14 protein-coding genes are annotated in these 20,062 nt (G+C 59.6%); 4 read left to right on the top strand and 10 right to left on the bottom strand.

The window, feature by feature from the left end:
* The 4 genes from AACY31_RS12045 to AACY31_RS12060 all read left to right on the top strand — a co-directional run bounded on the left by AACY31_RS12045 (position 1) and on the right by AACY31_RS12060 (position 6,866).
* Positions 1 to 1,662: an ATP-binding protein gene (locus AACY31_RS12045; protein WP_339504514.1), complete on the top strand. Its 1,662-nt coding sequence runs from the start codon at positions 1 to 3 to the stop codon at positions 1,660 to 1,662.
* Positions 1,663 to 1,748: 86 nt separating this feature from the next.
* Positions 1,749 to 5,075 carry a type I restriction endonuclease subunit R gene (locus AACY31_RS12050; RefSeq protein WP_339504515.1) on the top strand — a complete coding sequence of 1,109 codons (3,327 nt, stop codon included), beginning with the start codon at positions 1,749 to 1,751 and terminating at the stop codon, positions 5,073 to 5,075.
* Complete coding sequence (locus AACY31_RS12055; protein WP_339504516.1) at positions 5,072 to 5,773, top strand: M48 family metallopeptidase; 702 nt, start codon at positions 5,072 to 5,074, stop codon at positions 5,771 to 5,773. Before AACY31_RS12050 ends, AACY31_RS12055 begins: the two co-directional genes overlap by 4 nt.
* Positions 5,774 to 5,954: 181 nt before the next feature.
* Positions 5,955 to 6,866, top strand: a complete 912-nt coding sequence (locus AACY31_RS12060; protein WP_339504517.1) for a restriction endonuclease — start codon at positions 5,955 to 5,957, stop codon at positions 6,864 to 6,866.
* A gap of 226 nt (positions 6,867 to 7,092) precedes the next feature.
* Here the strand turns inward: AACY31_RS12060 and AACY31_RS12065 are convergent, their stop codons facing one another.
* From AACY31_RS12065 to AACY31_RS12110, 10 genes are all read right to left on the bottom strand, one after another.
* Positions 7,093 to 7,611 (bottom strand): GNAT family N-acetyltransferase, encoded by a 519-nt coding sequence (locus AACY31_RS12065; RefSeq protein WP_339504519.1) that lies wholly within the window; start codon positions 7,609 to 7,611, stop codon positions 7,093 to 7,095.
* 261 nt (positions 7,612 to 7,872) lie between these two features.
* A complete protein-coding gene (locus tag AACY31_RS12070) occupies positions 7,873 to 8,232 on the bottom strand; it encodes a DUF6124 family protein (RefSeq protein WP_339504521.1) in 360 nt (119 codons plus the stop codon).
* A gap of 733 nt (positions 8,233 to 8,965) precedes the next feature.
* The gene (locus tag AACY31_RS12075) at positions 8,966 to 10,240 is read right to left on the bottom strand and encodes a glycoside hydrolase family 68 protein (protein WP_339481579.1); all 1,275 of its coding nucleotides are present in this window, start codon (positions 10,238 to 10,240) and stop codon (positions 8,966 to 8,968) included.
* A 600-nt stretch (positions 10,241 to 10,840) separates the two neighbouring features.
* The gene (fic, locus tag AACY31_RS12080) at positions 10,841 to 11,962 is read right to left on the bottom strand and encodes a protein adenylyltransferase Fic (RefSeq protein WP_339491695.1); all 1,122 of its coding nucleotides are present in this window, start codon (positions 11,960 to 11,962) and stop codon (positions 10,841 to 10,843) included.
* A 223-nt stretch (positions 11,963 to 12,185) separates the two neighbouring features.
* Positions 12,186 to 13,598, bottom strand: a complete 1,413-nt coding sequence (locus AACY31_RS12085; RefSeq protein ID WP_339481576.1) for an aldehyde dehydrogenase family protein — start codon at positions 13,596 to 13,598, stop codon at positions 12,186 to 12,188.
* Complete coding sequence (locus AACY31_RS12090; protein ID WP_339481574.1) at positions 13,595 to 14,653, bottom strand: homoserine dehydrogenase; 1,059 nt, start codon at positions 14,651 to 14,653, stop codon at positions 13,595 to 13,597. Before AACY31_RS12090 ends, AACY31_RS12085 begins: the two co-directional genes overlap by 4 nt.
* A gap of 1,091 nt (positions 14,654 to 15,744) precedes the next feature.
* Positions 15,745 to 16,182 (bottom strand): Lrp/AsnC family transcriptional regulator, encoded by a 438-nt coding sequence (locus AACY31_RS12095; protein WP_212798796.1) that lies wholly within the window; start codon positions 16,180 to 16,182, stop codon positions 15,745 to 15,747.
* 11 nt (positions 16,183 to 16,193) lie between these two features.
* The gene (thrC, locus tag AACY31_RS12100) at positions 16,194 to 17,558 is read right to left on the bottom strand and encodes a threonine synthase (protein ID WP_339481573.1); all 1,365 of its coding nucleotides are present in this window, start codon (positions 17,556 to 17,558) and stop codon (positions 16,194 to 16,196) included.
* Positions 17,559 to 17,589: 31 nt separating this feature from the next.
* On the bottom strand, positions 17,590 to 18,474 hold the full coding sequence (locus AACY31_RS12105) for a LysR substrate-binding domain-containing protein (protein ID WP_339481571.1): 885 nt from the start codon (positions 18,472 to 18,474) through the stop codon (positions 17,590 to 17,592).
* A 56-nt stretch (positions 18,475 to 18,530) separates the two neighbouring features.
* Positions 18,531 to 19,961, bottom strand: coding sequence for an amino acid permease (locus AACY31_RS12110; RefSeq protein WP_339481569.1), 1,431 nt, complete (start codon positions 19,959 to 19,961; stop codon positions 18,531 to 18,533).
* Positions 19,962 to 20,062 lie beyond the last annotated feature (101 nt).

Consider the following 20,062-nt stretch of genomic DNA (forward strand, 5'->3'; position numbering starts at 1 on the left):
ATGACTCAGCGCCTGCCACCCCTCGAGTCCCTCACCGTCGAGTTCAAGAGCGACCGCAGCAAGCTCCCCGATCGCGAGCTGATCGAGGCGCTGGTCTGTCTGGCCAACGCCGAGGGCGGTGAGCTATGGCTGGGCGTCGAGGACGACGGCACCCCCACCGGCTTACATGCCGAGCACTGTCTGCTGGCAGGCCTGGCCGGCATGGTCGCGGCACGTACCTCGCCGTCATTGAACGTACAGGCTGAAGCGATTGACGTAGATGGCGTGACCGTAGCGTGCATTCATGTGCCCAAAGCCCAGGGCGAGGTGGCCACCACCAGCGGCGTCTATCTGCGCCGCCGTTTGAAACACGACGGCACTCCCGAATGCGTAGCCATGCTGCCCCATGAGCGCAACAGCCGCGCAAGCAACTTCGGCCTGCTCGATGTCTCCGCCCAGCCGGTGGCCGGCGCCACCCTGGCCGACCTCGACCCGCTGGAGCGTGAGCGCCTGCGCCAGGCGGTTCAGCAATACGGCGGCGACCGCGTGCTGCTGGAACTGGACGACGAAGCCCTCGACGGTGCGCTGCTGCTCACTGCGCGCCAGTCCGATGGCTCGCGTGTGCCAACCCTCACCGGCCTGCTACTGATCGGTAGGGAAACCTCCCTGCGCCAACTGGTGCCCACCCACGAGTTCGCTTTCCAGGTGCTGGCCCAGCAGGCAGTGCGCTTCAACGAGTTTCGCCGCTTCCCATTGCTCAAGGCACTGGACTGGCTGGAAACCAACTTCCGTCCCTACAACCCCGAGGAAGAACTGCAGGTGGGCCTGTTCCGCGTGCCAGTGCCCAAGGTTGACCTCGGCGCCTTTCGTGAAGCCGTAGCCAATGCCTTGGTCCACCGCGACTACCACGGCAGAGGCGCGGTGCATGTGCGCCTGGAGGACGATGCCCTGGTGGTCAGCAACCCCGGTGGTCTGGTCGATGGTGTGACCCTGGCCAACCTGCTGGTGACCGAACCGCGCCCGCGCAATCCGGCCCTGGCCGACGCCATGAAGCGCGTCGGCGTGGTCGAACGCTCCGGCCGAGGCGTGGACAAAATTTTCCGCGGCATGCTCAAGTTCGGCCGGCCAGCCCCGGACTACAGTTACACCACCGCCCAAAGCGTAGTACTGCGCCTACCCACAGCCGAGGCCGACCTGGACTTCCGCCGCCTGGTAGTCGAGCACGAGCGCGCCACCAACGCCGAGCTGCCCATCGACAGCCTGATCGCCCTGGCCGCCCTGCGTGAAACCAAGCGCGTCACGGCCGACGAACTGGCCGTACAGATCCAGCGCGACACCGCCAGTGCCAAACGCACCCTGGAAGCCCTTACCGAAGCCGGCTTGGTCGAGGCCCACGGTTCTACCCGAGGTCGCAGCTATACCCTGTCGGCCAGCCTGTATCAGGCCGTAGGCGACAAGGCCGGCTATACCCGCCAGGCAGGCTTCGCTCCGATTCAGCATGAGCAGATGGTGCTGAACTATGTGCAGCAGCATGGGCAAATCAAACGTGCCGAGGTCATGGGGCTATGTCGCATATCAACTGACCAAGCGGCCAAGCTGCTGAAAAAGCTGAAAGATAAAGGCGCCATTGCACAGAGCGGCAAGAATCGAGGGGCAACCTACACCCTTGGCACCTTGAAATGAGCCGGAATGTGCGGAAATGAGCCGGAATGAGCCGCTATGAGCCTGTATGAGCCCATACACGCCTGAACTGGATTAAAGGAGTAACCGTGGGCTGGGAATTGGATGACGTCGAAAAACCCTTTGTGGCTCAGTTACAGGGGCTGAATTGGAAGCATACCGAGGGCAGCCTCGACGACCCGGCCATCACTGGCCGCAGCAGTTTCAGTGAAGTGATTCAGCGGGCCGCACTGGCCGAGCGCTTGCGTGCCATCAACCTGTGCGACGGTCAGCCCTGGCTGGATGAGCAGCGCATTGCCGAAGCAGTGGCGGCCATTACCCGCGTGGGCGCCGGCAAGTTGATGGAAGCCAACCAGACAGTCACTGAGCTGCTGCTCAAAGGCATCACGGTCGACGGCCTCCCGGGCTGGGAAGGCGGGCGTGGCCAGACCATCCAGTACATCGACTGGGCCACCCCGGCCAATAACCACTTCAGTGTGATCAACCAGTTCCGAGTGGATTGCCCGCCAGGCTATAACAGCGGCAAGAAATTTATCGTCCCGGATCTGGTGTTGCTGGTGAACGGCATCCCGCTGGTGGTGGTGGAGTGCAAGAGCCCCTCCATCCCAGAACCGCTGACCGAAGCTGTCGATCAATTACGTCGTTACAGCAACCAGCGCAAGGCGGCCTTCGAGGTCGAGGACAACGAGGGCAACGAAACACTGTTCGCTAGCGTGCAACTGTTGGTCGCCAGTAGCTACGACGAAGCACGGGTGGGCTGCATTGGGGCCGGCTTCGGGCATTTCTCCCAATGGAAAACCGTGGTTGGCCCGGAAGGTAGCGGCAGCGAGCAGTCAGTAGCCGAGCAACTGGGCAAAGCCAAACTGTCCGAGCAGGAGCGCCTGGTGGCAGGCATGCTGACGCCGGCCCACCTGCTCGATCTGATCCGGCATTTCATGCTGTTCATGCAGGTTGGCGGGCAGACTATCAAGACGGTCTGCCGCTACCAGCAGTACCGCGCGGTGAACCGCACGGTGATCCGCATGAAGCGCGGGCAAACTCGCCTTGAGCACGGCGAGAGCGACCAGCGCGGCGGCATCGTTTGGCACACTCAAGGCTCAGGCAAGAGCCTGACCATGGTATTTCTGGTGCGCAAGATGCGCACAGATACACAGCTGCGCCGCTTCAAAATCATCGTGGTCACTGACCGTAAAGACCTGCAAAACCAGCTCGCCGCCACCGCCACGCTGAGCGGTGAACTGCCGGAGGTGGCTTCCAATATCGAGGGTGTTAAAGCCTTGGCACGTCGCCAGGGCCCCGGCTTGGTATTCGCCACCATCCAGAAGTATCGCAATCCCGAACAGGAGGAAGATGGGGAGGCGCCGATCCCTGCGCAAGCTACTGCCCCCCTCAAAGCCGCCGAAAAGCGCGCGCCTTATCTGGTCAGCAAACCATTCGAGGTGCTCAACCACGACGAGAGCATTCTGGTATTGATCGATGAGGCGCACCGCACCCAGGCCGGCGACCTGCAGGCGAACCTGCTGGCGGGCCTGCCCAACTGCGTGCGCATCGGCTTTACCGGTACGCCGATCATCATGGGCGATAAGAAACGCACCCACGAAATTTTCGGCGCGTTCATCGACAAATACACCATCAAAGAAGCTGAGGCAGATGGCGCAACAGTGCCGGTGCTTTACGAAGGGCGCACTGCCCAGGGCGCATTGAAAGATGGGGCGAGTCTGGATGAACTGTTCGAGGATTTGTTCCGCGAGCACAGTCAGGACGAGCTGGAGCTGATCAAGAAAAAATACGCCACCAAAGGCCACATCTTTGATGCCCCCGCGCTGATCGCTGATAAGGCGCGCGACATCCTCAGACATTACGTCACCAACATCCTGCCCAATGGCTACAAGGCGCAGGTTGTAGCCTATAGCCGGATTGCGGCCATCCGCTATTTCCACGCGCTGCAGGCCGCCCGCGATCAGTTGCTGGCCGAGGCCGAAGCGTTGCCAGCAGCCGACAAAGACCTCGACGATGAAGCACTGTGTCAGCGTCCACCCAAGCTGCAGGCGCGCGTGCAGGCGTGGCGCTATCGCGACAGGCTACGCAGCCTGGAATTCGCACCGATTATTTCTGGCTCGAATAACGATCCGGCCGAGTGGAAAACCTGGACGGATGGCAGCAAGCACGAGCTGCTGATCCAACGCTTCAAGAAGCCCCTGAATCATGAGCAGCCGGGCAAGGCCGACCCGCTGGCTTTCCTGATCGTTAAGTCCATGTTGCTCACCGGCTTTGACGCCCCCATCGAAGGGGTCATGTACCTTGACCGGCCAATCAAGGAAGCCGAGCTGCTGCAAGCCATTGCGCGGGTCAACCGTACTGGTTTCGGCAAGCGCTGCGGCATCGTGGTCGACTACTACGGGGTCGCCAACCACCTGCGCGAAGCCCTGGCAGCCTATGCCGACGAGGATATCGAAGGTGCGCTGAGCAGCATCAAGGACGAGGTGCCGGTGCTGAGCGATCGTCATCTTCGCGTGGTGGATGTGCTGCGTCGCCAGGGCATCGAGTCGCTGGAAGATGCCGAAACCTGCATTGCCGCACTGGAGTCGGAAAAGGTGCGCGCCGAATTTTCGGTAAAACTCAAAGCGTTCCTCAACTCATTGGACACCGTGCTGCCACGCCCCGAGGCCCTGCCCTTCGTCAAGGATGCCAAGCGCCTGGCCTATATCCATGCACGTGCGCGCGGGCGTTACAAGGACCTGCCGCAACTGGGCAAAGATGTCGGCGCCAAGGTGCGCAAGCTGATCGACGATCACGTTATTTCGCTGGGCATTGACCCGAAGATTCCGCCGATTCAGCTCACCGATGCAGACTTCGAGAAGCAGTTGTCGCGTAGCGTCAACGACCGCGCCAAGGCCTCAGAGATGGAGCATGCCATTCGCTCGCATGTGCGCAAGCATACTGATGAAGATCCGGTGCTCTATCGCAAACTGTCCGAACGCCTGAACGAGCTGCTCAAGTCGCTGGGCGAGCAGTGGGATCAGTTGGTTGAGCAGATGCAGAAGATCATCAACGAGCTGCGCAGCGGTCAAATGAGAGATGACTACAGCCCCCTGGATTTGCCCGAACACTATGCCCCCTTCCTGCGCACCCTGCTGGATGTGGTGTGTGCCGACGCCAATCCGCAGCCCGCCGAGCTGCTGCGTTTGAAGGATGTGACAGTGGAACTGGTCGATCTGTTGGTGGGCGAACTCCAAAGCCACCGCGATATCTGGAGCCCGCGCAAGCGAGCGGCGCAGGAGGAGCTGGCCGGGCAGCTATTCGATTACCTGATGCGACTGCGTCCGCCCTTGGTGAATAGCGATACGGCCGGGGTGCTGTCTGACCGCCTGATGGATCAAGCGAGAGCTAGCCATGAACGGTTGATGCAGCTGTGAGCAATCAAACCTTCACCGTAAACGACCTGCAACTGACGCTACGCCGCAGCGCGCGGCGCAAGACGCTACAGATCACTGTCGAGCGTGACGGCGCACTTATCCTGTCTGCCCCGCCAGAGGTTGAGGAGCAAGCGCTGCGGCAATTCGTAGCGGAAAAAAGCTTCTGGATTTACTCGCGTCTTGCCGAAAAGGAACGCCTGCAGCGCTCAATCCCCACCAAGGAATACGTCGACGGAGAGGGTTTTCTGTATTTGGGGCGAAGTTATCGCCTCAAACTGGTTGATGAGCAGAATGTGCCACTGAAACTTTCTGCCGGTCGCTTCCGCCTGCTGCGTAGCGAACTGCCACGAGCCCGAGAACATTTCATCCGTTGGTACAGCGAACATGCCCGCAGTTGGCTGGCCTTACGCGTCAAGAACCACCAAGCCCGCATGGGCCTGATCCCCTGCGGTGTGCGTGTGCAGGATCTAGGCTATCGCTGGGGCTCCTGCGGCAAAGGTGCACAGCTCTACTTTCACTGGAAAACAATCCTGCTGCCCAAACCCATTGCGGAATATGTGGTGGTGCATGAGATGGTGCACTTGCAAGAGTCACATCACACCCCAGAATTTTGGCTCCGTCTGGAGCGCGTCATGCCTGACTACGCACAGCGCAAGACATGGTTGGCAGAACATGGGATCGAAGTTGAAGGGGTCTGAAACTCTTCTCCTGCTCATGACCTTTAGAACTCCCGGCTTAAGATCGATCGCGTCACGCTCGATATCAGTAAGTCTCCGGCCCAGCCGCACCAGTCAATATTTAGGGTGAAGGTCTAGGCACACGACAACCAGGATCCGCACCTGCTTTAATAGGCCTCGGCAACTAAACAGGAAGTTACTCATGCCCATCCCGGATTTTCAGAGCGTCATGCGACCGATCCTGGCCACCGTGGCCGATGGTACTCCGCTGACACTGAACGAACTTCGCGAGCGCATCACCAACGAGTTTCAGCTCAGCGAGGAGGAGCGCAGCGAACGTCTGCCTTCCGGCAAGCAAACGGTCATTAACAATCGAGTCGGTTGGGCTCGCACCTATCTGAACAAGGCGGGGCTGCTGAGCATTCCGGCAAAGGGACTGGTGCAAATCACCGAACGCGGTCGAGAAGCGCTGAACAGCGGGCCGGCACGTATTACCGTTAGGTGGCTCAAGCAATACCCTGAATTCGCCGCGTTCCATACGACCAGTCCCGCCGATGACCCAGCGTTAGCCTTGCAGAGCGAACCGGTCGAACAAGCTACTCCCGACGAGCAACTGGCCGCAGCACACCAGGCGCTGACGCAATCATTGGCGGATGAACTGCTGGCCCTGGTGCGTGCAGCTTCACCAACTTTTTTTGAGCAACTGGTAGTCGATCTGATGATCGCCATGGGCTACGGCGGTTCACGCAAGGAAGCAGGGCGCGCGACGCAACAAACCAACGACGACGGCATCGACGGCATCATCAAGGAAGACAAGCTCGGCCTGGACGTCATCTACCTGCAAGCCAAGCGATGGACCAACACCGTACATCGCCCGGAAATCGACAAGTTCATTGGCGCCCTCACCCGCCAACGTGCCCGTAAGGGCGTGTTCATTACCACTTCGGACTTCTCCAACGGAGCCCGCGAGGCCGCCATGAGCCTGGATATCAAAGTGGTTTTGATCGATGGGCTGGAGCTGGCGCGGCTGATGGTCGAAAACAATTTAGGTTGTAACGTCAAACAGGTTTACGAAGTGAAGCAGCTGGATAGCGATTACTTCTTGGAGGACTGACCTGCACTTCAAGGCCCCAACAACAAGCGGACAGTTTTCCTCTACTTGAACGCATTAACGTTTAATGGAGCGTGTCCATTTTTCCGTTCGGGCAGCCCAAATTTACTGTGGTCACCCCCAGAACTGGCCTCAGAGGTTTGAGCCTCCTTTAATGCTTAACATTGCTGATTTTTCTCCGTCCGTGGCCACCATTTCTTATACGTCGAAGAACAATCAAGCGAAACCGTTACGCGAGAGGTTTGATGGCAATATCCTCGCCAGACCTCAGTATTTGAATAGGCCTCCTTGACCAGAAAAAATCATACAGCCGGACGCCATTGGGATCGGTTGTATAGCCCTTCGCGATTTTGAACCCCATTGACTCATAAAACGGCTGAAGTTTTTTCAGCTTGGATTTTTCGACAGCCACCTGTAGATATCCGTTAGGAGTCTGCATCTGAATCTGATCGACAATAAATCTTGCATAGCCTTTACCACGATATTCGGGAAACACATACAACCCCGAAATTGTCACCCCGGGATGATTGAACTTCCGAATCAGTCCAAGGAGTACGATGGGATTCTGCGCAAAATCCATGTTCAGAATGTGGTCAACACCATTCACCCTGCGCTCAACCAGAATCTCCCCTTTAAACTTCGGTAAAAAAGCTTGATAAGCCTTGTTAAAACTATCGTGCGCAGCAGGGAATTCTTTCAACCATTCTGAAGTTTCATGATGCTGTAGGTATAGCGCTTCAAAAAGCATAAACGTTCCTTGTTATTGACCGGTCATTAATTAATATATCAGCTCGTGGTGAAACCTTCCTATGCGAAAGGCTTGACGCATTTGCCTCAAGCACGCTGGAGCGAAATTTTTCAAACGCCTAAAACCCTAGTCACCCCAAAGGCTATTACAACAGCCCCATCAGTTTTTCATACCCATCAAAAATCTGGTACCTCCCGAGCCGAAAAAAGGTCCTGCTTAGCAAGACCTTTTTTTCATACCCGGGGTAAGCGCGGCCCCTTGCTACCTCACCTCAACAATATCCAATGCCCGATTCGCCAACAGCTCACTCACCTCAATCACCTGCAAAATCCCCAACGCCACATGCCGGCGCGAGCCCTCAAGATCAAACGCCAAATCACTGATCATGGCATTCGCCGAAGCCAGGTTTTCACTAAGACTGGCAAGCAGACATTCCGAATCAACATCCGGTGCGATACGGAAAATAGTGTTGGGCTTGTCAGACGTTTCGTCCTTCGGCGTAGGCTTCAGGTAGTAATCCAACGCCCGGTTGGCAGCGTCATCAAGCTTGTTGTTACGAGCAGACTGAGCGCGAGATACATGCTCATCTGCGGTCGGAGGGTTCGGTGTAATTTTTGCCATCGACTTAGGTTCCTTAAGTGATGCTGCAACCACCTCGCGACTAAACGAGAGGGCGGCAGCTGTGCGCAGGTTAGTCGACCGGTGAACCTAAGAATCCCGGCGCGCCCGGGGGCGCCCTGCGCACAGCCACCATCAATACAGGAACAGCACAGCCTGCCCGACGGGACTTGGTACGCCTTAGGTTGAGACGGGCGACTAAACCCGATCACTGATGCTCAGTGACAAGACTCAAACTACCGACGCCCTCCAAGACGCACAAGCCGGCGGATTCTGGCGTAGTTGTAGGCAATGGCGCAAGGCGATGTCGGTCGCGGCTAGTCTCGTAGAGTCACGATAAACAGCTGGCCGGATGTTGGCTGACACACCGCTATCGCGAGCAGGCTCGCTCCCACAGAGGAGCTTGCGTCAGGCATTTCAAACATAGGAATGGGCGGAGCGAGTTTGCTCGTGAATGCGGTGCGTCAGCGTCATTTAGCAAGGCGCGACGCTGCGGTTGGGGAATGTACGGCGGGCTGCTGCACTACTTAAGAGAGCTCATCGTTCCAAGTGCGCAGTGCGGAAATGCATTCGCGACCGGCTGCATCCTTGCAGCCAGTCGCGAAGAGGGTTACGACGCGTTGTTCAATGGGGCTTGCGAGCAATGTCGCAATGAATCAGGCGGGATATCTCGATCATATCCACGACGGTTTTGTCATCGACCGCAAACCCGCTGCCTGAAACCCCGGTGTTGCTGTTACTTGAGGGTGACGTCGAGCATCGGCGGGATGTAACCGTAGTCGTACTCGCCCACCACGAACGTCTGCAGCCCTTTTATTTTCATGCCCACCGTTGGCGCCTCGGTGCCACCGACACGAATCTGCGTGCCGGTTTCGTCGGTCGGTACGCTGTCGATGAAGGAGGTCACCAGGCCGTTTGGCATGACATAGTGCGAGTAGGTCTGGAATGGCTGCGAGGACGGGTTGCCCAGCACCAGGCCGGAACCGTTCAGCGGCACGTAAGGGCCGAACAGCGAGTCCGCGACGAAACCGTACACCCCGTCCGGCCCGGTTACACCGTCGGCATAGGTGAAGGTATGGCTAATCGTGAACAGGTAGTACTTGCCATCCTGGAACACGAAGTGCGGGCGCTCGGTCTGGTCGTTTACCCCCACGGCGGTCAGCAGTGGCGGCAGCATTTCCCAGTCGTCACCGTCCGCGTCGCGGGCTACGGCGATGCCGACACAGGCGGTCTGGAAGCGCGAGTTGCCGACCTCTTCATAACCCGGCGGCACATCGCCGATTTCTGCCTCGCCTACTTTGTGCGAGCCGCGCTCACCGGCCACGTTACCCTCGAACAGCATGTACAGCTTGCCATCATTCGGGTCGCGGAAAGGCCATGGGTCGCGGAAACCCCAGAACGCGTTTTGTGCTTCGGTCTGGTACATATTGCCGTCAGCCTCGAACAGCGGCTTGACCTTCTCGAAGCCGACCATGCTGACACCATGCTCAGTGGTCACCACCCGCCCGCGCACCTTGACGATGGTCGCGCCCGGGGTGACGGCGGTGTAATACAGGTCCACTTCACCTCGGTCGTTCAACAGGATCGGCGTACCGGCCCATTCGCGAGCGGTCGGCGAAACGCCTTCGGCCATCACACGGCCACCGAATTCCCAGTTCTTGCCGGTACGAGAATACCAGTAGTACATCTTTGCCCGCCCGTGACGATCGTTCCAATCGCGGAGGATGTCGTAGTTACCGTCCTCGTCGAGGTACTGCGGGTCGTTTGGATGACGATCGGCCGTCAGGGTGAAGATCACCGACCAGCCATCGACGGACGTCACGTTACCGTCCAAGTCGCGCAGGGGCATGGTGTCCCAGATAAACACGTCGTTGTTCAGTACCGGGAAGTCCGCGCTGACCAGCGGCTGAGTGGTGGTGGGGTCATCTGCCCGGACTTTCAACGCATCAGCGCGGGTCCAAAGGCTGGGTTGATGGGGGGTTACACCGAATTTTTCAGTGGTGGTTTTCATAAGGTAAGACCTCGTCCATGAATGGATTCAAATAAATGACGCTTTAGAAATACTGTATGTGCATACAGTGAAGCCACCTTATAGGGGGTTATGCATGCGGGTCAAGCATAAAAATGCATTTGTGCATAATTTGATATTTTCTCTGAACTGATACGTTTCAGCCAGGAACGTTTGAAGAAGTTAGTTCATGGGGAGATTGACGACGTTGACTGCACGGTCGGCGCTTTGAACGTAGCTCGGTGGAAAGCGTGCGTAACTGGGCAATGGGTGGAAGCAGTGCATAGAGGGATTGGTCAACTGAGCCTGCGCGTTCTGCGCAAAGGCCAATGCAAAGTGGGGAGTCGAACAAAAAGCTTTGATTTGTCGCCGTCGGCGACATGAGAGAAAGCGGGTTGTCGTGAGCTATTCGTGAGGTGGTGAGTCGGCGGGATGGATGTTGACTGGTGTGCCGCTATCGCAGGCAAGCCTTGCTCCCACAGGGGGGATGCGAAGTGCCTGCTATGGCGGTGGGTCAGTTGCTTTGACGAGGAACTACCGACGCGGCCAAGGACGCATCAGCCGACCCACGTATTCAAACAAACCACCTTCGGCATGAGAAGGTCAGGCATAAGGCTTGAACTCATTATTATCCCGAGCCAACAACTGCATCAGTTTTGGGTGGATAAAGAGCTTTTCCTTGCCGACCTGCGCTTCTTGGAGAACGCCGATGTCGACGAGATCTTTGAGGTAGCGAGAGGCAGCCTGGCGCCCGGCAATTTGTTTCTCGACGAGGTTATGGATGCGGCAATACGGTTGTTCGAAGATCACATCCACCAATTCACGGGAATAGATTTTCGGCAGTTGCTCACGAACGAATTGGGTGGTGTGTTCGGACAGGCTGCGGATGGCGGCGATTTTGGCGCAGGTCCAGCGGGCGCTTTCTTCCACGGCGCTAAGCATGTAGAGCAGCCAGGGCTCCCATGCCTGGTCGCGCGTGACGTCGAGCAGGAGACGGTAGTAGTCGGCTCGGTGGGCAATGATGTAACGGCTGAGATAGAGGATCGGCAGATTCAGCAGCCCCTCCTGAATCAGGAACAGCGTATTAAGCACCCGCCCGGTACGGCCATTGCCATCGGTGAACGGGTGAATAGCCTCGAACTGGTAGTGCCCGACGGCCATACGCACCAGCGGGTCCAGATCCGTCTCGTTGTGCAGGAAGCGCTCCCAGTTAGCGAGCAAATCACGCAGATGATCTTCGCCGTCCGGTGGGGTGTAGATGATCTCGCCGGTACGGTCGTTGGCCAACTGGGTGCCCGGTACGCGTCGAATGTCCATGTTCACGCCCTTTAGCGTGCGGCAGATTTCGACTGCGGTGCCCGTGGATAAGGGTCGCTCGGCAAGCGACAGGAAGCCGTGGTGTAGGGCTTTGCGATAACGCAGCGCTTCCTTGGTCGCAGGATCGGCATGGCCGTCCCCCTCTTGGGCATGCTGAAAGAGCAAGTCCGTGGTGGTGACGATGCTTTCGATTTCGGAACTGTCCTTGGCTTCCAGCAAGGGGATGGTGTTGATCAGCACCGTTTGGTTGGGGATCAGTTCGGCGGCTTGCTTCAACTCAGCCAAGGCCGTGCGCGCCTCGATACAGCGCTTGAGTACTGCACGGGTTTCCAATTCGGTTGCCGGAGGCAGAGGCGGTAATTGGTTATAGGGCTTATCGGCTTGCCAGACGTGAGGGGCTGCAGTCATGGGAGCGATCCTGGTCCTTTGGATTAAAGGGCGAGGGCGTTCAGTCTGGCACCCTCTTGCGTCGTCAGTGTAAACACGAGGGGATAACGTGTCGCTGTTTTTCGATTTCTGCGACACGTTCCCTCCTCATGTCGCTGCCGGCGACATGAGGAGGGAACGTGTCGTCAAAATGAATTTTTAGCGACATGACAGGTAACGCGACTCCTTCGGACTGACTCGCCCCTCACCCCAACGTGTTCAGACAAACCACCTTCGGCTGGGTCATTTCCTCATACGCGAACCGCACCCCTTCCCTGCCCAAACTCCCATACTTGGAACCGCCAAACGGCATCGCATCAAAACGGAAATCCGACGAATCATTGATCATCACGCCCCCCGCCTCGATCCGTCGTGCAGCGCTCATCGCGGTGTTGAGGTCGTTGGTGAAAATCCCAGCGTGTAGGGCGTATTCAGGTTCGTTAGCCAACGCGATGGCTTCATCGAACGTCTCGAACGGCTGCAATACCACCACCGGCGCAAACGCTTCGTTGCACCACAGTCGGCTGGAATGATCGACGTTTTCCAGGACGGTGGCGGCGTAGCAGGTGCCTTGGCGGCGGTGGCCGCAGAGTAAGGTGGCGCCTTGTTGCAGGGCTTCGTTGACGACCTGTTCGGCGTTTTGCGCGGCTTGTTGGGTGATCATCGGGCCGATGTCGGTGTTGGCGAGCAGTGGGTTGCCGACGACCAGGGCTTGGGCCTGGTTGACGAAGCGCTCACGGAACGCTGCGTAGATCGGTGCGTGGATGAGCAGGCGCTGGGTGCCGATGCAGTTTTGCCCGGCGGCCCAGAAGGCGCCGGAGACGCAGCTGTCGACGGCGGCGTCGAGGTTGCAGTCGCCCATGACGATGACGGGGGCGTTTCCGCCGAGGTCCATGGCGAGTTTTTTCAGGCCGGCGCTGCGGGCGATTTGTTCGCCAGTGACGAAGCCGCCGGTGAAGGAGATCATCCGCACGTCGCGGGCGGCGACCAGCGCTTTGCCCAGTTCCGCGCCGCCGGTGGCGACGGTGACCACGGTTTGTGGCAGGCCGGCGGCGACCAGGTACGAGACCAGTTTGAGCGCCGACAACGGCGCCAGCTCGGACGGTTTGAGGATCACCGCGTTGCCGCCGGCGATGGCGGGGCCGAGTTTGTGGGCGACCAGGTTCAGCGGGTCGTTGTAGGGGGTGATCGCGACGATCAAGCCCAGGGGTTCGCGGGTGAACCAGCCTTGGCGCGACTCGGCGCCTTCGTAGGCGTCAAACGGTACGATTTCGCCGGCGTTGCGTTTGGCTTCTTCGGCAGAGAGCTTGAGGGTGTTGACGCAGCGTTTGACTTCTTTTTCCGCCTGCTTGAGGGTCTTGCCGGCTTCGTCGACGATCAGTCGGGCGAAGGCTTTGGTGTCGCGTTCGATGTTCAGTGCCGCTTGTTCGAGGATGCTGGCGCGGCGATGACGTGGGAGTGCGGCGCAGGCTCGTGCGCCGCTGCGTCCGGTCTCGAGCAGTTGTGGGACTTCTGAGGCGCACACGTCGACGACGGTGCCGACGGTGCTGCCGTCAAACGGGTTGAGGACTTCGATGTGCGGTTCGACAACCGCCAGGGCCAGGCGCGATACGTTCACAGGTTGTGCTCCTGTTTGCGGGTTGCCGATTGGTGGATGTGGATGATGTCTGACAGCAGCGCGAAGGCGGTTTCGATGCGGCCTGCGCCCGGGCCGGCGACGGTGACGGCGCCGAGCAGTTCGCTGGTGAAGGACACGGCGTTGGTGGCGCCGCTGATGCTCGCCAGCGGGTGGTCGTTGCTCAGCAGGCGCGGTTCGACGCTGGCGCTGATGGAGCCGTCGACCTGGCGGGTGGCGGCGCCGATAAGTTTCCAGCGTGCGCCGTCGTGGCGGGCTTTTTCGATGTCATCGAGGCTGAGGGCGGCAATGCCGTTGCAGGTAACGTCGTTGACGGTGAGTTTGGCGTCCAGCAGTTCGTTGGCGAGGATGACTACCTTGAGGCGCACGTCAAAGCCTGCGATGTCTGCCGTTGGGTCGGCTTCGGCGTAGCCCAGGGTTTGGGCCTGGCTGACGGCTTCGGCGAATCCGAGGCCGCCCTCCATGCAGGTGAGGACGAAGTTGGAGGTGCCATTGAGAATGCCTTCGAAACCTGTGATCGAGCTGCCGGCCAGGGACTGTTTGGCGAGGCGAATGACGGGGGTGCCGCTCATGACCGAGCCTTCGTACTCGAAGGCGACGTTGTTGCGCTGGGCCAGGGCTTTGAGTTCGGCGCCGTGCAGGGCGATAGGGCCTTTGTTGGTGGTGACCACGTGTTTGCCGCGCTCCAACGCCCAGCGACAGAACGAGGTGGCGGGCTCGCCGTCCACCGGATTGGTGAAGGTGGCTTCGGCGATGATGTCGGCGCCGCAGTCTTTGATCACGGCTTCGTTGAGGGCGTCGACGGTGCCGCCGGGCAGTTGAGCCATGGCGCCTTTGACGGTGGGCAGTTTGGCTAGCAATGCGGCGTCGAGGCCGTGGCGGTCCATCACCGAACCGAGGAACAGGTCGGTGACGCCGACGATTTTCAGGGTGAAGCCGAGTTCGGATTTCCAGCGGTCGTTACGCTCGGCAATCAGTTGCGCCAATGCCCGGTTCACACCACCGAAGCCGACCAGTGCCAGTTTGTATTCAGTCATTTTTGTTATGTCCTTGATCCGGGTGATGAGGTTGTTGGGATCTAGGTTAGGGGGGCGGCGTGGGCAGTGAAATATGCCAATTTGCTCTATTTTTTGGGCGTTTTGACCAAGGGGCGGGCAAAGCGGTAGCGATGGAGAAAGATCGACTGACCGAGCACAGACCACTGTGGGAGCGAGCCTGCTCGCGATAGGGCCAGGTCAGGCACATCGACGGTGGCTGGTGTACCGCTATCGCGAGCAGGCTCGCTCCCACAGGTGTTTTTCAGTGTTTGGTTCATTGGTGTTAGGGCACGCACCGCCGCCGGCTTGTGTGGCGAGGGAGCTTGCTCCCGCTGGGCTGCGAAGCAGACCCAAAACCATGCGGCGCGGTGGGTCAGGTTGATTGAGGGTGACTAGGTTGGGGCTGCTGCGCAGCCCAGCGGGAGCAAGCTCCCTCGCCACAGGGTTTGTGGCGGCTGAGGCATTTGCGAACATCAGCAACAGTAAGCGTGCTTGTTCCACTGGCCGGGCACAAATCCCTGTGGGAGCGAGCCTGCTCGCGATAGGGCCAGGTCAGGCACATCGACGGTGGCTGGTGTACCGCTATCGCGAGCAGGCTCGCTCCCACAGGTGTTTTTCAGTGTTTGGTTCATTGGTGTCAGGGCACGCACCTGCGCCGGCTCTTGTGGCGAGGGAGCTTGCTCCCGTTGGGCTGCACAGCACCCCCAAATCATGCAGCGCGGTGGGTCAGGTTGGTTGAGGGTGACCAGGTTGGGGCTGCTTCGCAGCCCAGCGGGAGCAAGCTCCCTCGCCACAGGGTTTGTGGCGGCTGGGGCATTTGCGAACATCAGCAACAGTAAGCGTGCTTGTTCCACTGGCCGGGCACAAATCCCTGTGGGAGCGAGCCTGCTCGCGATAGGGCCAGGTCAGGCACATCGGCGGTGGCTGGTGTACCGCTGTCGCGAGCAGGCTCGCTCCCACAGGTGTTTTTCAGTGTTTGGTTCATTGGTGTCAGGGCATGCACCTGCGCCGGCTCTTGTGGCGAGGGAGCTTACTCCCTCGCCACACAAGCGCCCTCGCCACAGGGGCCACTGTTTGGACAGATTGCGTGCCTAGACCACCGACGACAACACAAACGACGTCACGGTGTTCTCCACCCCCGGCAACGCGGAGATTTCTTTCCACACCTTATGCACCCGCTCCGGGTTCGCCGCGCCGACCCGCAGCATCAGGTCAAACTCACCGCTCATCACATCGCACTGCTGCACTTCGGGCATGGCTTGCAGGGCCTGCAGTACCTCGGCACCACGCATGCGATCGTAGCGGTAGACGAAGATCACGGCGTTGATGTTCGACGATGCTTGCCCGCCCTCCCCGGTGCGCACCGTATACCCCTGGATCGCGCCGTCGCGTTCGAGGCGCTCGATGCGTTGGCGTACGGCGTTGCGCGAGAGGTTGACCTTGGCCGCCAGCTCGGCGTGGGCGGCGCGGGCGTTGAGGCGCAGTTCGGCGATGATACGTTCGTCGAGGGGGTCGAGAATTCGCTTCATGGGGCCTCCTGTTACAGGGCGCCGAGCAGTTGATGGAGGGCACCGAGGTCGTCCGGCTGGATGCGAAGAATCTGCGCCGGGCCATGCTCGGAAACCGGGCGTTGTTGCGCCGCAATGTGGATCCCCAACTCGCCGAGCAATACCGCCGATTTGGCCGGAGATATCTCGCCCAAGGTCACCATCGGCGCCACCAGGCTGCGCCGGTACAAGCGTGCCGCGAGCACGCCGGTGGCGGTGTGTGGGTCGATGACGTAACCGGTGTCGCGATACAGCGAAGTGATTTCCTCCAGCGTCTGCTCATCGCTGACCGCGTACGAGTCGATGATCATCCGCGCCTGCAACCAGAACTCGTTGGCGATGGTCATTTCGCCGTGGGTTTCAAAGGTGTGCATCAGTGCGCTCACGGCTTGATCGTCATGCCCGTAAAGCTCCCAGAGAAACCGTTCCAGGTTGGAAAAGATCGACAAATCCATGGCCGGCGACAGGGTCTTGCTGGCGCGCAACCGCGAGTAGTGGTTCTTCAAAAAGAACTGATGCAACGCGTCATTCTGGTTGGTGGCGACGATCATCTGCGTGATCGGCAAACCCATCTTCTGCGCGATGTAGCCGGCATAGACTTCGGCAAAACTCGCCGCCGGCACGCTGAAACCGATGGGCCGCTGACCGCCGCCCAACTGCAGCACGGCATGGAAATAAAACACCAACTGCGCCATGACGCTGACCCAGTTGCTGGAGTTGAAACTGATCGCCTCATGCTGTCGGAACAGTTGGGTGACCAAGGTCTGGCATTCATCAAAACTGCCATCGACGGCCACTTGATGGACCCGCGGATGCGCCGTCGCTTGCAGGTCTTGAAGCTGGTCTCGCGGTACGCCGGCCTGGGGATAAATCACCAGCACATCGGTCTCGTCGCAGTGCTTGAAGGCCTCGATGGCCGCCAGGCCGGTGTCGCCGTTGGTGACACCCATCACCACGGCGCGACGCCCGCGCTTACGCAGGAAGTACTGCACCAACCGCGCCTGCAACTGCGCGGCAAAATCCTTCGAGGAGCGGGTTGGCCCATGAAACAATTCCAGGACCCATTCGTTGCGATCCACCTGATGCAACGGCGCCAAAGAACGATGACTGAACTGGCTGCCGGCCTCCTTGAGCACCCGTTTGAAATCGGCCTCGGGGATCGCCTCGCCCACGAACGGACGCATTACCCGATAGGCCAGTTCGTCATAGGACAATGTCGACCAATTGGCGATGTCCTGGGGTTCGAATTGCGGCAGTTCAACCGGGACGAACAGCCCGCCGTCCTCGGCGATGGCCGACAGTACGACGCGTTCGAAATCGACCTGCACGGTTGAATTGCGGGTACTCACATAGCGCATGGTCAGCTCCGGATAGTCTTCTAAAAACGGCTCACTTGAAACGATGCGCCTGCTCCACCAGCCAGGTGGAAAACCGCGCCGCGTCCGGGTGCTGTTCGGCCCCGGAACTGCGCACCAGGTAAAACGATTCGCTGGCTTCGATGCGCTGGGCAAAGGGTTCGACCAGGCGCCCGTCGCCGAGCATGTCACTCACCATCGACGACCGCGCCAGGGCGATGCCCTGCCCCAGTTCGGCCATGCGCAAAGTGCAGACCAGCGTGTCGAATTGCATGCCGGTCGAGGAATCCACCGAGTCGGCACCGACCATTTTCAGCCAGTACCCCCAGCCCTCTTCGTAGCCCAACACGTGCAGCAATGGATGCTTGGCCACGTCCGCCGGCACTTTCAGCGTCGCCATCAAGGCGGGCGAGCACACCGGAAACAAGGTGTCCCAGGTCAGGCGCTGGGACACCAGGCCCGGCCATTGACCGTGGCCCCAGCGGATTTCCATGTCGTCTTCGCCGTCCAGTTCCTTGACCCAGATATTGCTGATGTAGCGGATGTCGACGTGCGGATGCGCCTGGCGAAAGCCCACCAGTTTTGGCGCCAGCCAGTGCACGAAAAACGCCAGGCTACCGCGCACCTTGATTGGCCGGCGCTTGTGCTGGCCAAAGATCTCGTTGGTGCCTACCGCCAGTCGCGTGATTGCGTCATGCACCACCGGCAGGTAGGCCTGGCCTTCCTCTGTCAGGCCCAGGCCGCGGGGTAAGCGCTTGAACAGCGCCACCCCCAGGTGGTTTTCCAATTGGCGGATCTGCTGGCTGACCGCGCCCTGGGTCAAAAACAATTCGTCGGCGGCGTGGGTGAAATTCAGGCAGCGGGCCGACACTTCGAACGCCCGCAGCCAGTTCAAGGGGGGCAGCGTTTTTTGTTTCATGATCTGGACCTCGTTGACCCCCGGCACCGAGCACGTTTGCCCGCCGTGTCGACGAGCTAGTACGCGTCGGACGGTTGTGCCACGAGGGCAACCGCCAAGCGTCGCTCGCGGCTTTTGCGGGTAATGTAATACACGAAGTAACACCAGGCGATGAACGGCAAGCCGAAGTACAGCGCCACTCGTTGTTCAGGGTCGAAGGCGATCCCGATGCACGCCAGGCTGCAGCACACCAGCGCCCCCAGCGGCACCCACGGATAACCGCGAACGCGGAACTTGAGTTTGCGAATGTCGCCGCCGTTGGCCACATAGTGACGGCGGAAGGCGATCTGGCTCGCGGCGATGCTCATCCACACCACCACCACGGCCAGGCCGGAAATCGACACCAGCGCCAGGTAGATGGTATCGGCGGCAAACACGCTGCTGAGCAACGAGGCGGCGCCGCCGGCCATGCTGACGATGATCGCGTTGAGCGGCGTGCCCATGCGGGTCAGGGCCGAAAACTGCTTGGGCAAGTGGCCTTGGTCGCTGAGGGTCCAGAGCATGCGCGAGGCGGCGTACAAGCCGGAGTTGGCCGCCGACAACAGGGCGGTGATGATCACGAAGTTCATGATGTCGGCGGAGTACGGAATGCCGATGTAGGTGAATACCGTGACGAAGGGGCTTTCGACCAGACCGGCCTGCTCGCGGGGCAACAGGGTCGCCAGGACAAAAATGGTCCCGACGAAAAACACTGCCAGACGCAGCACTGTAGTGCGAATGGCCCGTGGCACATTGCGTTGCGGGTCCTTGGTTTCGCCGGCGGCGATGCCGATCAGTTCAGTACCGGAGAACGCGAAGGACACCGCCAGCAGCGTCATCGCAATCGGCATGAAGCCAGTAGGAAACAGCCCCTCGCGGGTGAAGTTGCTCAAGCCGATGCTGTGGGCCTGATCAATGTTCAACAGGCCGAGAATCGCGCCACCGCCGATCAGCAGGAACACCACCACGGTCAGCACTTTGATCAACGACAGCCAGAACTCGGTCTCGGCGAACAAACGCACCGACACCACGTTGGTGAGGAACACCACGCCGGCGAACAGCGCGCTCCAGATCCACACCGGCGTGTCGGGAAACCATCGGGTCATGAGGATACCGGCGGCGGTGAATTCGGAACCGATGGCCACCGTCCACGTCAGCCAATACAACCAGGCCACGGTGTAGCCGGTGCCGGGCCCGAGAAAGCGCGTGGCGTAGGTGCTGAACGAACCGGTTTCGGGCATCTGCACCGCCAGCTCACCCAGGCACATCATCACCATGTAGACCATGAGTGCGCCAATGATGTAGGCGATCACCGCCCCCAACGGGCCAGCCTGGTTAACGGTGTAGCCGGAGGTCAGGAACAGCCCGGTACCGATCACGCCGCCCAAGGCCAGCATGACGATATGGCGCGTCTGCATTTCCTGCTTGAAGCCGGCCCGCGTACTCGTTTGTTGTTCTGTTATGGACATGGTTGTTCTCATGAAATGTCAGGGCGCGCATCTATGTCTACGCGAGTCAGACAGGCGCCGCTGAGCTTTTATTATTATTCCTATTCATGAACGCCCCATTC

The sequence above is a fragment of the Pseudomonas sp. RL_105y_Pfl2_101 genome (assembly GCF_963970585.1).
GTDB lineage: Bacteria > Pseudomonadota > Gammaproteobacteria > Pseudomonadales > Pseudomonadaceae > Aquipseudomonas.

Coding starts and splice junctions, on each gene's coding strand:
- AACY31_RS12045 (WP_339504514.1), top strand. CDS start 1: ATGACTCAGCGCCTGCCACCCCTCGAGTCCCTCACCGTCGAGTTCAAG.
- AACY31_RS12060 (WP_339504517.1), top strand. CDS start 5,955: ATGCCCATCCCGGATTTTCAGAGCGTCATGCGACCGATCCTGGCCACC.
- AACY31_RS12065 (WP_339504519.1), bottom strand. CDS start 7,611: ATGCTTTTTGAAGCGCTATACCTACAGCATCATGAAACTTCAGAATGG.
- AACY31_RS12070 (WP_339504521.1), bottom strand. CDS start 8,232: ATGGCAAAAATTACACCGAACCCTCCGACCGCAGATGAGCATGTATCT.
- AACY31_RS12075 (WP_339481579.1), bottom strand. CDS start 10,240: ATGAAAACCACCACTGAAAAATTCGGTGTAACCCCCCATCAACCCAGC.
- fic (WP_339491695.1), bottom strand. CDS start 11,962: ATGACTGCAGCCCCTCACGTCTGGCAAGCCGATAAGCCCTATAACCAA.
- AACY31_RS12090 (WP_339481574.1), bottom strand. CDS start 14,653: ATGACTGAATACAAACTGGCACTGGTCGGCTTCGGTGGTGTGAACCGG.
- AACY31_RS12095 (WP_212798796.1), bottom strand. CDS start 16,182: ATGAAGCGAATTCTCGACCCCCTCGACGAACGTATCATCGCCGAACTG.
- thrC (WP_339481573.1), bottom strand. CDS start 17,558: ATGCGCTATGTGAGTACCCGCAATTCAACCGTGCAGGTCGATTTCGAA.
- AACY31_RS12105 (WP_339481571.1), bottom strand. CDS start 18,474: ATGAAACAAAAAACGCTGCCCCCCTTGAACTGGCTGCGGGCGTTCGAA.
- AACY31_RS12110 (WP_339481569.1), bottom strand. CDS start 19,961: ATGTCCATAACAGAACAACAAACGAGTACGCGGGCCGGCTTCAAGCAG.